The sequence below is a fragment of the Brevibacillus fortis genome (assembly GCF_003013395.1).
Classification (GTDB): domain Bacteria; phylum Bacillota; class Bacilli; order Brevibacillales; family Brevibacillaceae; genus Brevibacillus; species Brevibacillus fortis.
The window spans coordinates 190,359-204,732 of sequence record NZ_PXZM01000012.1; the positions used below are offsets into that span (position 1 = coordinate 190,359).

Below are 14,374 nucleotides of genomic sequence, written 5' to 3' on the forward strand. Positions count from 1 at the left end.
TGACGACTTGTGAATACTTGGAGGATACTGGACATTGATCCTACCGACGATATTTCGACGATTAAAAAAGCCTATGCGAAAAAGCTGAAGATGCATCACCCGGAAGATGATCCGGAGGGCTATCAGCAACTGAGAGAAGCATACGATCGGGCCATCAAAATGGCGAAGCAGCGTGAGAAAATACAAAAAGCAGAAGTGACATTCACAGCCGATACAGAAGCTCCTGTACAAACGGACGAGGATAACCCCATTCTCACTGTTCAACGTCGGCTGTCCTTTCAACATATTGACGCCACACTTGATCGCAATGATCCGGTTGTGGAAGAGGACACCCCCATTCTCACTGTTCAACATCGGCTATCCTTTCAACATATTGACGCCACACTTGATCGCAATGACCCGGTTGAACAGATAGACACTTTTATGGAACAAGTAAAAGCTTTGTACGACGATTTCCCTTCCAGAATCAATCCAGAAAATTGGACAAAGCTGCTCCGTTCTGACTTAGTGTGGAATATACATCAGAGCAGAATCGTAAGTGATCGTCTGTTTCACTTTCTGCACGAGCACCACCATTTGCCCAAAAGCGTGTGGTTAATACTAGAGGATGGCTTTCAATGGCGGGAGCTTATTCAAAAGCCTTTTTATATGGACAAGCACTCGAAAAAATTCTGCCAATACTATCTGAAACAGCTAGACGAGCCAGGATTGCGTTTTGACACTTTGCTCGCGGCGACCCATCTCGATCGTGATTTGTTCTTGTCTTACCGCGATGCAGCTTATCAAGCCTTGAAAGAAAATCAACTGGAGCAAGCAAGCCACTCACTTAACCCGGCTATTGCCTTATTTGCCGATGATCCCGAATTGCTTCGCCTTCAGGGAGAGTATTGCCAGCGCATCGGTGACACGGACGGTGCACTTGACGCTTATTCCCGTATCATCAGCATTCAGCCAGACGATATCGACAGCTACCTGACTCGGGCCTACATCTGGTACAACAATCAACATTTCACCGAAGCTCAGAAGGAATGCGAGTACATCTTGTCTCAACTTCCAGACCATCCGGAAGCACTGAGCCTGCTCGGAAAGTGTCAGCTGAAGCTGGGTAATACGACGCAGGCAAAAGTCACATTTGAACAACTGCTCGCAGCTTGTCCGCACGATTACGAGGCGCTCATTTTGCTCACCCAGATTCGCGCAAACATGCTGAAGCAAGTCAAGAAGCTGCCAGCCAAAGAACGAAAGCATGCCTTGCAGCAATTGACTTCACAGCTGGGAGAACGGAAAGGCTTGAATAAACAAATACTTCCAGCCATTCATTTTCAAGTAACCATAGCTACGGTGGCCCTTGCTCTCATCATGCTTTTTCAATCTCTTCTATACAACGCATATGTAGATCATACAAAGTCCACTCCCACATCTAATGTAAAGCTTCTTCAGGATGGACTGGTCAACGTATCATCGCCAGAAGCTTTGGAGCAGATTGGACCCAATCAATTCGTTCAGGCCAAGTTAACGAATCTCCGTAGTCTGAAAATCTATCAGTATACGAAAACAGATAAAGACGGAAATAGCTACACGGCATACGAAAATTATTTGACGCTTAATGAAACTGGAGACATAGGAAAAATTACTCCTTCAGGCTACGTAAAAATCGGCTACTTGGGCGATACACCCATCCTCGTCATTACGAAGCATAGTACGATCGAGATTGAAAAAACCGGAATCTTAGAATTTGAAATGGGCCAGGTAATGGATATACCGCCTAAGGTACTGATGGACACAAAGAAAATGTTACAGGATTTGGAACTGACTTCTTTGTTCGATTTCAACAAGCTCAATCAGAATCAAATGGTTGAGGTAAAGTATTTGACGATCCCGACGATCCCGAGTCCGAGCACGCCGTTGGAGATCTATATCTATGGGCTGATTCTTTTGGTCTTGTGTCGTTTCTTCTTTGGGTCACTGTACAATCTGTATATCATCACTCGAGTCTATTAACAAGGAGTGGACTTTTTCATACATGTTCACATTCAAGCGTAAAAAGGAAAAACAATTTCACTTCTTTACCTACAGTATGCATTCAGCTATTGCGATTGGGGCAGATACGGTCTACATCGAAATAAAAGATAACTATAGCAAACGGGGAATAAGAGACGCAGCGAGTCAGAAAGAAAGACTATCGTGGATGCTAAATGAAGGTGAGCGGAAAGAATTTGCCCGGCTTCACCATTTCTTATCAGCGTTATCGGAGTCAGGACGAGCGGAATATATCAACTCCTTGGAACCAGATCAGGATCGCGTCGCCAAGGCAAAGGTTGTTCATTACTATCTGCGAAGACTCCCGGCTGAAGGAATTGCCGCCTATGATTATGCCTGGGCCACCTACTTGAGTGGTACGAGATGGGAAAATGGCGGCTATATCAGCAAAGAGGAAGCTCGGCAGTTTAAGCTACAGGCTGTGAGACAAGCGCAGCAAGCCTATAACAGCTGGAGCGAGTTTATCACGGGATATATCGCCGGCTATCAATTTATGACTGCGCAAACATCGCTGGATTACCTACGCCAAAATGATTGGAATTTTTCACGCTCCTTTGTTTCCAAACACTGCTTCCTATCGAAATCTAACTGGCATACAGACTTTTCAAATTTTAGCTAATAAATATAAGCTCTCCCCATTTTGGGCGCAGAGCTTTTTTACTTTCTTGCTACTCCTTCTTCTGTCCAACCACACCAAAGAAAAACATTTCCACCCATTGCTCCATACTCAGCGTTAATCGCTCGCGATTCGATGCTTCCCAATGCCGTCCCAGCTCATTTTTGTACATCGTGAAGTACATCATCATCATTTCTTCTGTCAGATCACGCTGAATATAACCTTCTTGCTTCCCAAGCCCGACAAACTTCATAAAAAAATGCCTGATTTTTTGCTCGTATTCGCTTTCTATTCGTTGCAGCAAACCACTTAGTTCAGAAAAGGGGGCGTTCTGAAACTCATCCGAGAGGTTATGCAAATTCTTGGCTTCCAGCAGCATGATCTCCTTTGTCTTTTCAGGAAAAGAACTCTCCGAATCGAGAATCGCCTCATACTGCTCCAACTGCTTGTCCATCCAGTTCATGAGCATGTCCGCGTAGAGCTGTTCTTTTGTCCCAAAGTAGTTATAAATGGTCGCCGGAGAAACCTTCGCGCTCTGCGCAATTTCATTTACGCTGACTTTTTGAAAACCATGCTTGGAGAACAATTGAAAGGCAGCACTGTATATTTGATCGATTTTGTTCTGTTTTCGACGTTCGAATCCGTTCATCTTCTCCACCTCTTTATGTAGTGTAGCTTATGTTTTAGAGTAGTTCAATAAATACACTACATAACCATTGAATGGACAGACTTCGACAGTTATAATTATTTTGTAGTAATTAACTACATTCACTACATATTTTCTGTGAGATGGGAGTGATCTTATCATGAAACAAATACGGATTCCTGCTTTTTTGCATGACGTCTTTGGTGAAAAGCAGAGCATTGGCTCGATCGCAGTCATCCTGCTGTTCGGCGGAGCGCTGACCACTGCTCTCTATTTGAGGTTCCCTGAACTCACGCACAGCTTGCCTATTTGGCGCAGCACCCTCGCATTGTTGCTTGTATTCGATATATTTTCTGGTTGCTTAGCGAATTTTACGATCTCAACCAGCAATTTTTATGCGGCTCGTAAAAAAAATCGAATTGTATTTATCGCCATTCACGTTCATATCATCCTGGTCGCATTTCTTTTACAGCAAAACCTCGTGTATTCCATAGGGGTATGGGCTTATACGATTGTAGGAGCTTTTGTTGTGAATGCTCTTTTTGGGCATCGTTCGCAACTGTTTGTCGCAGGCATTCTCCTGTCTATTGGCCTTGGTTGGATCCCATTGCTCCCAGGTATGCATCCGTTTCTGTTGATCACCTGCTTATTCTTTATGGTAAAAGTATTATTTAGCTTTGCAGTCAATCATTATGGGAAAGGAATCAACAACACAGGTACAGAAAAATGAGGACTTCCTACCGCCTATCCAAACTCACAAAGTCGGATAAACCCGCATTCGTATCACTCATGAGCAGGGCATTTTCGCGTGATCCTTTATTTATGTATGTATTTGGTGATTCACAGCTCGATAGCAAAGCAAGAAAGAGCGTCACAGCTTTTCTGTCCTTTCTGTTTGATAAGAGCTTTCTGTTGCATGAGGAAGTATGGGGTATTTTTGACAATGACAGCTTACTCGGCACATACGTCGTCGAGAAGCCACAAACAAGCAAGCTTCCGAATATAAAAGGGGGCTTCCTGTTAATCGGCATGTTGATTCCGTTAGTATTTCAACTGTCTGGAAAGACTCTGCTCCTCCTTAATTCCTATATGCGCATTACAAGAACGGCCGCTCCATCATGGAAGCACCACTACCTCATCATGATTGGGGTAAAACCGGAGGCTCAAGGAAAGGGGGTCGGCAAAACCATGATGCAGCACCTGTTTCAAACCACACAGGATGACCCCGAATCGCAGGGAATCGCGCTGGATACGGAAAAGGAAGAGAATGTAGCTTTGTATCAAAAACTCGGATTTACGTTACGAGAACAAACAAAAATCGATAATGTCCCTGTGTATTGTATGGTCTATCAAAAAAATCGCTAGAATGACGGATACATGCTGCCGCCACTTCGCTTTATGTTACAATTATTGTAAGAAATACGCACACCGCAGGAAGCGAGTTGATCTTATGAAAAAGAAAGTCATCCTGGCTGGCGGCACTGGCTTTATCGGCAAGTATCTGGCAGACAAATTCAATCAACTTGGCTACGAAGTATTGATCATCGCAAGAACTTCCCCTCATATAACGTGGGATAATCACGCAAAAATCGTGGAAGCTTTGGAAGATTCCGAGCTGCTCATCAATCTGGCGGGCAAATCCGTCAACTGTCGTTATCATGATAAAAACAAAGAAGAAATCCTGAGATCTCGGACAGAGACCACTCACATACTTGGCAATGCCATATCGGCCTGCAAAAACCCGCCTTCACTCTGGCTCAATTCCAGCACAGCCACCATCTATAGGCATGCGGAGGATCGCCCCATGACAGAAGAAGCAGGGGAGATTGGAACAGGCTTTTCTGTCGATGTCGCCAAGCAATGGGAATCTGCCTTCTTTTCCTTTGATTTGCCGCAAACGAGACAAGTAGCATTACGCATGGCAATCGTGCTGGGGGAAAACGGCGGAGTTATCGATCCATACAAAAATCTCGTTCGCTTTGGACTCGGGGGAGTACAAGGGTCTGGAAACCAGCGTTTTAGCTGGATTCATGTCGAAGATATTTTCCAGATCATTCTCTTTTTGAAGGAGAGAACCGATTTAAGCGGCGTATTCAATTGTTCTTCTCCACAACCCGTCACAAACCGTGAGTTCATGCAGCATTTTCGCAACGTGATGAATCGTAGCTTTGGACTGCCTTCTCCCAAATGGATGCTGGAAATGGGAGCGATGATGATCGGAACGGAAACAGAGCTGGTGCTGAAAAGCCGTTGGGTTATTCCAGAAAGGCTTGAGCGTGAAGGGTACCAGTTCCGCTTTGCCCACATCGATAAAACGTTGCAGGAAATCTTGAAATGACCGACAAGCATTCCATGAACTATGTTCTCCACGCAAAAAGCAAGCAATTTTACTGGGAAGGGGATGGGCAGCTTTCCATTAAGACATTCCAGAATGGAAGGGCGCATTACAAGACGAGTAAAGGCTTTTTTGCTGTGGAAGAGGGCAGGTATCTCTTACTTAACGAAGGGGAGTATACCATTTCCATCGAGGAAGATGAGGAAGTGGAATCGTTTTGCATTTTCTTTAAGCGAGGTCTTGGCGAGGAGATTGTAAGCACGCTCGTGGAACCAACAGACCGCCTTCTCAGTGATCCTTACAAGGAATCGGCTTCAATCGGTTTTTTTGAAAAAACCTATCCTACGAGCCATACACTCGCTTCTCAGTTAGCGAGTTTGAAAGAGAGTCTCGCCTTCCTTGATCGGGACTCCATCGGTTATGAAGAACAATATCACAAGATTATGCGGACCCTATTACTCCGGCATTTCGATGTAAGAAAAGAAATGGACGCTTTGCACGCGCTTCGGCAATCGACGCGTGAAGAACTTTATCGAAGAATCAGTACCGCCCATGATTATATACGAGCTTTTTATGATCAACCAATCAGGCTCGATGAGATCGCGCAGATTGCTTGTCTATCCCCCAACCATTTATTGCGAGCGTACTCCCAAGTGTATGGCAAAACGCCTCATCAGCATATTTCGGAATACCGGATACAAAAAGCCAAACAACTGTTAGCCAAGCTGGAATTCAATATGACAGACATCACCTTTGCGCTTGGATTCAGTAACCCCGTATCCTTTAGCAAAATGTTTAAGCAACATGTCGGCATTTCTCCTCTGCAATTCAGAAAAAAAGTGATTTTGGATAAGAACTAATCATTTGATTCGTTTATGCTGATGAGGAGACGTGAACAAAAGGGGGATTTTATCATGAAAACGAACCTGATTCAAAAAGTAGGGCAGATCGGCATCCCTGTAAAAAACCTAGAAAAAGCCGTCCATTTTTACAAAGAGCAGCTTGGGCTCCCTCTTTTGTTTCAAACAGGCAATATGGCGTTCTTTGAATGTAACGGACTTCGCCTCATGCTGAGCCTGCCGGAAAAAGAGCAATTTGCACACGCTAGCTCCGTCATTTACTTTCAAGTGGATAACATTCAAACCGCCTTTGAAGAATTAACGAATAGGGATGTTACGTTTATCGACGAGCCCCATCTCGTAGCCAAAATGGGACAAATGGAAACCTGGATGACCTTCTTCAAAGACACAGAAGAGAATACGCATGCCTTAGTGAGTGAAGTACAAGGAGAGGCTGCTTGTTAGAAGACATACTATAACCGCCGATGTTTCCTTAACGTGGGGAGCATCGGCTTTTTGTATACGTATATAAAACCGTTAAAATCCAATCGTGACAACACCTATTCTGGTTTAAGGTTCAATTAAGGTTACGGGGCTACAATGAATTTGTAAGTTAACTGCTTACAAAAAAAAGGAGGTTATGAAAATGAACAAATTGGTAAACTTGGCAACTAAGAAACGGGTAGGTATGGCACTCTGCAGTGTGGGTGCGCTGATGCTAGCCACAGCTACAGCTTTTGCCGCGAGTACGCCACAAATCGGAACAGAAATTACTGCTCAGGTAAAAACGGAAGATGGAGTTAACCTTTATTCCACAGACAGCGGAAAAACTTGGAATAAAACTACACCAGCTTCTACGGACCAAGCAATTAAAGTAACCAGCTTCAAAGATGGCGTCGCAACAGTCGAAGCTGCCGGTGACTTGAGTGATGCAGACAGCTCGAAGTCCATCACAGTAAAAGATGTCATGGTAAAAACGGAAGACGGGGTTAATCTCTATTCCACAGACAACGGCAAAACCTGGAACGAATTTACACCGACTTCTACGGACCAGGCTTTCAAAGTCACCAGCTTCAAAGATGGCATCGCAACCATTGAAGCTGTGGAGAATGCCGATTTACACAATGCAGACAACTCGATGGATATCATGGTAAAAATCGAAAATGGAGTTACGCTATATTCTACAGATGGAGGAAAAAGCTGGAACGATAAAGCACCCAACAAAAACTAAGACTCTATCTATGTATCGCAACCATAACACTTGCGAGTGTTATGGTTGCTTTATGGCATAATACTCCATATAAAAACCTATTAGCAGAAAATCGTTTTTGCATGCTATGTTTTCTTACAGCTTGATTACCTTACTGGTCGGAGTGCTGCGCATGAGAATTTTAATGGTGGAAGATGAAAAGCATATGGCGGAAGCAATCGAACAGGTTTTGAAAAAAAATCATTACAGTGTTGACTTGGCTTTTAATGGTGAAGACGGTTTGGATTGTGGACTTTCCGGTATATACGACTTCATCATTCTCGATATCATGTTGCCAAAAATGAATGGCATAGCCGTGCTGAAAGAATTGCGAAAGAATGGTATAGATACCCCTGTTATCCTGTTAACTGCCAAAGGCGGAACATCAGACAAAGTGATTGGTCTTGACAGCGGAGCCGATGATTACCTTGCCAAGCCTTTTCCAACAGAGGAATTGTTGGCACGTTTAAGGGCACTGGGACGCAGAAAAAGCGAGTTGATATGTGATAACGTCTTAAAGTACGGCGATATCGAGTTAAACCCCCATACCCTTAACCTTCGTTGCAGAAAAAGCGATTTTAAATTAACCCTGAAAGAATGTCAGTTGCTGGAATTATTGATTCACAGACGGAACGGCATTACTTCCAAAGACAGCATTATTGAAAAAATTTGGGGATATGATACCGATGCCGAGGACAACCATGTAGAAGTATATATCTCTTTTTTAAGGAAGAAATTAACCAGTTTAAAATCATATGTGTCCATACAAACCAAGCGAGGCGTAGGGTACTATTTAACGTCCAAAGAAAGCGCAAAATAGATAAGTAAGCGGGTGGTATAGCTTTGTTTAAACAATTGCGCAAAAAATTCTTGATACTCAATATGTCGATCATATCAGCATTGATGATAACGGCATTTTTTATCATTTATCTCATTACGTACAACAACATTCAAAGCGAAAATGTGAACAAACTGAACAGTTTATCTGTCAGATCACCGACAATGGATGTTACTTTATCCAAAATGGGGGAAACTGTTCTTTCCTTGAATTATTCCATGTCTTTTCATATACAGGTTGACGCTCATGGTGCGCTTCAAAAGGTTAACTCGTTTATCGACATGGCAGATGAAACCTATAAACAAGCTGCGAATCTTGCGTGGCAAGAGAAAAAGAATAATTCCGTTATCAGTCTGGATGGTAAAGACTGGATGTATAGAATTTCCGAAAGTCCTGTAATGGTAAGAATGGATGAAAACGGAAAGATGCAATATTCCAGAGACAGCGGGCAAACATGGACTGTGGACGATCCCAGTTCTATTGATCAGAAGAATAATCTTTATCAGATTGTGTTTTTGGATGTAACGGATGACAGCAAAACACTTACAGGCCTGCTCATAACGTTTGTTTCAGTAGGTTTTATCATGCTGTTCGTCATTTACTTTATTAGTATGTATTTTGCAAACAGAGCCATCAAGCCTATCTCTATCTCATGGGACAAACAGAAGCAGTTTATAGCGGATGCCTCACATGAACTAAAAACACCCTTGGCCATTATTTCAGCAAATTATGATGCATTGATGACAAACGAGGATGATACCATTAGAAGCCAGAAAAAATGGCTGGAATATATCCGAAATGAAACATCTCGAATGACCAAGCTAGTAAATGAACTTTTATATTTGGCTAAGAATGATGAGGCGGAAGTGAAACTGCAATACTCTTCGTTTGATTTAAGCCAAGCTGTGAAAAATATTATTTTGTCAATGGAAGCCGTAGCTTTTGAGAAAGGTGTAAAAATTATTCAACATATAGAGCCTGATTTAACGATAAAAAGTGATAGAGATAAAATCAACCAGGTCATCACCATATTAGTGGATAATGCATTCAAATATACTGAACAAAACAGCTATATTGAAATAAGGTTGAAAAAGGTAAAAAAGCGTATCCTCTTTTCTATTAAAAACAGTTGCAAAGGCTTGTCCAAACAGGATTTACCCAAGTTGTTCGACAGGTTTTATCGCACAGACACTGCACGTACGTATGAAAATGGCAATCATGGATTGGGCCTTTCTATAGCAAAAACCATTATGGAGAGGCTTGGTGGCGAGATTTACGCTGAAAGCGACGAGAGCGAAAGCATCACCTTCATCTTTATCCTTTAACCAAACCCAATGTACCAAGGGCAATCGGTCGTTCCACCGCTTTGCTCTTTGTGGACTCGACAAAAATACATGTCGAGTTTTTTTCATTCCCTTACACTTCCTTAACATGGGAAAAGTCAATTCTCAATATAAGCATGGTAGGATCATACATGAAATCAGCAGCAGATTGAAAAGGAGACAACGTATGAAAAAATGGATGTATACGCTAACGGCGTCACTCGTACTCTCGACCCTTTTCGGTTACGGTCCAACCCATGCTTCCGGTACGGATTCAGCTAATGTCCATAATGGTAAAGCACGTTCTGTAGGCAGCCTTTCTTTTATAGGAGAAAAGACCATTCCATTTAACCAGCAGTTTGAAGGAACGACTGTTGGAGGACTTTCAGGTATTCATTATGATCCAAAACAAGGACAGTGGCTCATCATCAGTGATGATCGGTCTGATAAAAGCCCTGCGCGATTCTACCAGGCAAAATTAGCCTACGACCATAAGCAGTTTCAATCGGTTCAGCTATCAGGGGTCACATTTTTAAAGCAACCGAATGGAAGTGAATATCCCAATCAAAAGCTATTCGCTACGCAAGGTGGGGAAATCCCGGATTTGGAGGATATTGCGGTAGACCCCAAGAATGGAACCATCTGGTATACAACGGAAGGCAGCCGAACGCATGGCATGAATCCATCTGTCAAGCATGCGACCAGAGATGGGAAGTATTTGTCTTCTTTCCCAGCTTACAAGCTATTCACCATGTCTCCCAAATACGAAATCGGACCTCGCCAAAACCAAACCTTTGAAGGTCTCAGCTTTTCTCCTGACGGCTCATCGCTTTGGGTTGCCATGGAAAACGCTGTCTATCAGGATGGGGGACTCCCAACGGTAAACGCTGGATCGCTCTCGCGCATCACGCAATATGATCGCAATGGAAACTTGAAATCACAATATGCCTATCCAGTTGATGCCATCCCTGCAAAACCCGGTCCTGGAAAGTATGCGGATAATGGCGTAACGAGTATTCTCGCTGTCAATGATCATCAGCTCTTGCTGACAGAACGTGCCGGCGTTGAAGGAGCAGATGGAACCTTCACCTTCCATGTTCGTGTATATGAGATTGATACAGCTGGTGCCTCTGACATTTCCAATCTGGATTTGATACTTGGAAAGAATATCACTCCAGTTAAAAAACGTCTGGTTCTGGACTTATCCAAATCAGGTCTACGGCATATTGATAACATCGAAGGGATAACGTGGGGACCCAAACTTCCGAATGGACATGACAGCTTAGTTCTGGTTTCAGATAACAACTTCGCAAGTACACAAACCACTCAGTTTTTAGCTTTCGAAGTTCTGCCTAAAAAGTGAGTAACAAGGTATAGAAAAAAGGGGCTTTCCCAAAAAGTCAGGAAAATGACTAAGGGATCGCCCCTGTTTCTATTTCCTTTATCCTTTCACCGTAGCAATCGGCGCCACTTCCGCCACAATCTCAGCCATACCATGATCAACATGTGACTGAATGACCGGAGTAATATCCTTGTAAGCATAAGGCGCCTCTTTTTTCAGCTCTTCTTCCCATTTTTTCAAAATATCGCTCCGTCCGCGCAAATCCGCCCGCTTCGGATCAATCGGATTGATCACACGGAAGTTGGCAAGAAACTCGCGAAACCTGTCATCATTCACTTTTACAGCATCGCCGCGAGAGAGCGCACGACCAGCGCCATGGCTTGCACTAAACAAGCTGTCCCGATTGCCTAGCCCCGCCAAAATAAAGCTGTGCGCCCCCATCGAACCAGGGATAAAAACAGGTTCGCCCGTATACTGAAACGGCGTGCCCATCATTTGCTCGGCCGATTTCGCCGTACACGACCCTTTTCGGTGCAAAAATCCGCCCACCTGCTCGAGCTGCTCTTCCCACAAATAATTATGAGGGGCATCGTACAACAGCTTGTGTTCAAAATCGCCCAATACATCGGAAATCGATTTGTACATCATCAGCCCCAGCATCAATCGGTTGGCAAACGCAAAGTTCGCTGCATTGTGCAGGAGACTCCAAAACATTTTCCACTGCGGCAGGGAACGCTCCGAAAGAGGCAGTGGATACATACCATTATCCGGATGCTTCAAGGAAGTCGGGTACATCTTTTTCAGCATCTCTTTGATCCATGCACCACTGTTATAACCAATGGAAACGGAGCCGGTATGAATCATGAGGACGACTTGCCCCTCCTTTAGCCCCCACTGGCTGGCGATAGAGCCCTGGTGTACTTTTTTGACCACCTGAATCTCAAAAAAATGATTCCCTCCGCCAAGCGAGCCGATTTGTGCATCTCGGGAAAGCTCGGCAGGACCAAGAAAGTCATCGAGACCAATCGTCGATTCCGCGATAAAAGACCCCATTTTATTAACATGGTTCAAATCCAGCTCCTGCTGCTTCTCATTGTAATAACGCCAAATTCCCTCTCCATTCGCTTCTTTGTGGCTGTCCAGTATGCCGATCAGACCTTCCTTGAACATTTTTTCGCGCATATTCCGTGTCATGGGAATATTGCGGCCTCCTTCGAAAAATACATGGCGGACATTCCGCTCAATGGCATCCAGATGTGTTCGAATCTGTTCCTCGCACAAATCCGTGACATACAAACGCATCCCGCAGTTAATATCGTTGCCAATCGCTTGCGGCAGCACAAAACCACGGGTAAACAGCGTCGTGCCCACAGGAACGCCGCTCCCTTTGTGAAAATCAGGCGTAATAGCTACTTCCAAAACCCCAGCATCGGGATCGTCAAAATAATCGGGTGAATGCTTTTGCAGTGTTGCAATTGTTTCATTCATTTCCAAAAGTCGATGAAGCTCCTCTACCGCATTGTTTTCTACTTTTACTTCCGGATTCATGAAATATTTAATCAGCGTGTTGCTCAATATAAAACCACCTTCACTTTTATAGGAACGTATGTTCTTTATTTACCAATAGAAAAAGCCGCCTTCATGCTCATTTCTTCATTCCTCGATGAAAAATGCAGCATTGAATCGCAGCCTTTACGCTTGGAGCTATTGTGTTATCACAAGGGGGTTATCCGCAGTCTATGGGAAACGGAGTTGGCGCACCCTTAAGCCGCGCAATTGCGTAAAAGGCATACCTATGGAGTTGGATCTTGTCGCTAAGTTGTTTTGTCTTGGTTACGTATGCGAACATGTTTAAATCCTCCTCCTTTCGTTTCTTGCTCACGATCTTATCATTGGATAAATTTAACTGTCAAGCCCCCGAAATATCGAGGGCCAGTTTGATCTTACCCATTACTTCGAGTCTAACTCGCCTTCCATAAACTTGATCAGGTACACCTCCGGCTGCGCGAGGAACTCCGTAAAGCTGCACAAATCCGCATACTCCTTATGCTCCTCATCATAGCAGCCTATGCTACCTTTTTGCTTCGGATTCCACACAAGATGCAGATGGGAGTAGTTGTCGATTTCGGCAGACAAACGCAGCAGCTTTTGCCGACCAACCTTCATCTCAATGGTGTCCGTCAATGTGAAAAAGTCGATGTACCCAATGTCATATTCATTTTCCGCCAGCTCAAGTCGCAGCTCTTCTCCGGTAAGGAAACCAATCAGTTCTTCGGTCAGTTTATATTTTTGCAGCTCGTACTTCTTGTTCTCCACATCATGCAGCTCGGCAGGTTCCAGCGATTTTAAATACTCGGACAACACAGTATCTTTATTGCTGACCGCTATGGTATAAGGTCGCTCGCCGCTCTTTTCCGCTATCATGACGTCCGCACCCCGTTCAATCAAATACTTGACCATGGCGACATTCCCCATGCGCGTGGCAACCGTTAATGGGGTCGCTTGATACGGATACACCATATCCGGTTCGTTAAAATTGATGTCCACCCCATGATCGAGCAAATAAGCGGTGGTCGTAAGGTCGTGATCCGACACGGCTTGACGCAATACCTCTCCGCCATGCAGTCTCACATCCAATCCCAACTCATGAATGAGCGGGATATTTTTTTTGTTGCCATAATAAGCCTGCGAATAAGCGCCTGAGCGCACTTGATTGAGCATGTCCAGCTTGGCGCCTTGCGCTACAACATAACGAACAATCTCTTCCTTGCAATAGCGTACTGCAAGCAAAAATGCCGGATTATTTTTGACACTCAAATTGACGCCGTGCTCTACCAGCAGCTTTACAACCTCCAATTTCTCCGATACGAACGCCAGTTCCAACGGACTTAGCGTCGTGTATTTGCTGAGCACGATGCCCTCTTCTATATCCCAACCGGCTGCAATAGCATCTTGCAAAGCCGGAATATTTCCTTGATAAATATGCATCGCGATTTCTGGCAGCTCTTCGAACCTCCCGATATCTTTCAGCTTGATCATCAATTATCCTCTCCTGCCCATTGTCTTGTAAAAAATATAGAAAATTATTTGGCAAAAAACAACAAATAATTGCCTGATTCTCCTTAATTCGATTGTAAATATAGGGAA

General features: G+C 44.0%; 14 protein-coding genes. 11 read left to right on the forward strand and 3 right to left on the reverse strand.

Annotation, left to right across the window (positions count from 1 at the left end; translation table 11 throughout):
• Nucleotides 1-9: 9 nt before the first annotated feature.
• The gene (locus C7R93_RS09225) at nt 10-2,001 is read left to right on the forward strand and encodes a J domain-containing protein (protein ID WP_106838552.1); all 1,992 of its coding nucleotides are present in this window, start codon (nt 10-12) and stop codon (nt 1,999-2,001) included.
• Nucleotides 2,002-2,023: 22 nt separating this feature from the next.
• The gene (locus C7R93_RS09230; RefSeq protein WP_106838553.1) at nt 2,024-2,659 is read left to right on the forward strand and encodes a DUF1266 domain-containing protein; all 636 of its coding nucleotides are present in this window, start codon (nt 2,024-2,026) and stop codon (nt 2,657-2,659) included.
• Nucleotides 2,660-2,708: 49 nt separating this feature from the next.
• Here C7R93_RS09230 and C7R93_RS09235 read toward each other — a convergent pair whose 3' ends face one another.
• Nucleotides 2,709-3,305: a TetR/AcrR family transcriptional regulator gene (locus C7R93_RS09235; RefSeq protein WP_106838554.1), complete on the reverse strand. Its 597-nt coding sequence runs from the start codon at nt 3,303-3,305 to the stop codon at nt 2,709-2,711.
• 157 nt (nt 3,306-3,462) lie between these two features.
• Here C7R93_RS09235 and C7R93_RS09240 point away from each other — a divergent pair, with 157 nt between their 5' ends.
• The 9 genes from C7R93_RS09240 to C7R93_RS09280 all read left to right on the forward strand — a co-directional run bounded on the left by C7R93_RS09240 (nt 3,463) and on the right by C7R93_RS09280 (nt 11,248).
• On the forward strand, nt 3,463-4,032 hold the full coding sequence (locus C7R93_RS09240) for a hypothetical protein (RefSeq protein ID WP_106838555.1): 570 nt from the start codon (nt 3,463-3,465) through the stop codon (nt 4,030-4,032).
• 92 nt (nt 4,033-4,124) lie between these two features.
• The gene (locus C7R93_RS09245; RefSeq protein WP_244191486.1) at nt 4,125-4,667 is read left to right on the forward strand and encodes a GNAT family N-acetyltransferase; all 543 of its coding nucleotides are present in this window, start codon (nt 4,125-4,127) and stop codon (nt 4,665-4,667) included.
• Between the two features lie 85 nt (nt 4,668-4,752).
• A complete protein-coding gene (locus C7R93_RS09250) occupies nt 4,753-5,640 on the forward strand; it encodes a TIGR01777 family oxidoreductase (protein ID WP_106838557.1) in 888 nt (295 codons plus the stop codon).
• The gene (locus tag C7R93_RS09255) at nt 5,637-6,497 is read left to right on the forward strand and encodes a helix-turn-helix domain-containing protein (RefSeq protein ID WP_106838558.1); all 861 of its coding nucleotides are present in this window, start codon (nt 5,637-5,639) and stop codon (nt 6,495-6,497) included. Before C7R93_RS09250 ends, C7R93_RS09255 begins: the two co-directional genes overlap by 4 nt.
• Before the next feature lie 54 nt (nt 6,498-6,551).
• Complete coding sequence (locus tag C7R93_RS09260) at nt 6,552-6,941, forward strand: VOC family protein (RefSeq protein WP_106838559.1); 390 nt, start codon at nt 6,552-6,554, stop codon at nt 6,939-6,941.
• 181 nt (nt 6,942-7,122) lie between these two features.
• Nucleotides 7,123-7,707: a WD40/YVTN/BNR-like repeat-containing protein gene (locus tag C7R93_RS09265; protein WP_158264014.1), complete on the forward strand. Its 585-nt coding sequence runs from the start codon at nt 7,123-7,125 to the stop codon at nt 7,705-7,707.
• Between the two features lie 151 nt (nt 7,708-7,858).
• Entirely contained in the window at nt 7,859-8,545 is a 687-nt protein-coding gene (locus tag C7R93_RS09270; protein ID WP_106838635.1) for a response regulator transcription factor, read from the forward strand.
• A gap of 23 nt (nt 8,546-8,568) precedes the next feature.
• Nucleotides 8,569-9,888, forward strand: coding sequence for a sensor histidine kinase (locus C7R93_RS09275; RefSeq protein ID WP_106838561.1), 1,320 nt, complete (start codon nt 8,569-8,571; stop codon nt 9,886-9,888).
• Nucleotides 9,889-10,072: 184 nt separating this feature from the next.
• Nucleotides 10,073-11,248, forward strand: coding sequence for an esterase-like activity of phytase family protein (locus tag C7R93_RS09280; protein ID WP_106838562.1), 1,176 nt, complete (start codon nt 10,073-10,075; stop codon nt 11,246-11,248).
• 78 nt (nt 11,249-11,326) lie between these two features.
• Here C7R93_RS09280 and C7R93_RS09285 read toward each other — a convergent pair whose 3' ends face one another.
• Together C7R93_RS09285 and C7R93_RS09290 are read right to left on the reverse strand one after the other, a co-directional pair.
• Nucleotides 11,327-12,802, reverse strand: coding sequence for an RtcB family protein (locus tag C7R93_RS09285; protein ID WP_106838563.1), 1,476 nt, complete (start codon nt 12,800-12,802; stop codon nt 11,327-11,329).
• Nucleotides 12,803-13,177: 375 nt separating this feature from the next.
• On the reverse strand, nt 13,178-14,266 hold the full coding sequence (locus tag C7R93_RS09290; protein ID WP_106838564.1) for an ankyrin repeat domain-containing protein: 1,089 nt from the start codon (nt 14,264-14,266) through the stop codon (nt 13,178-13,180).
• Between the last annotated feature and the right edge of the window lie 108 nt (nt 14,267-14,374).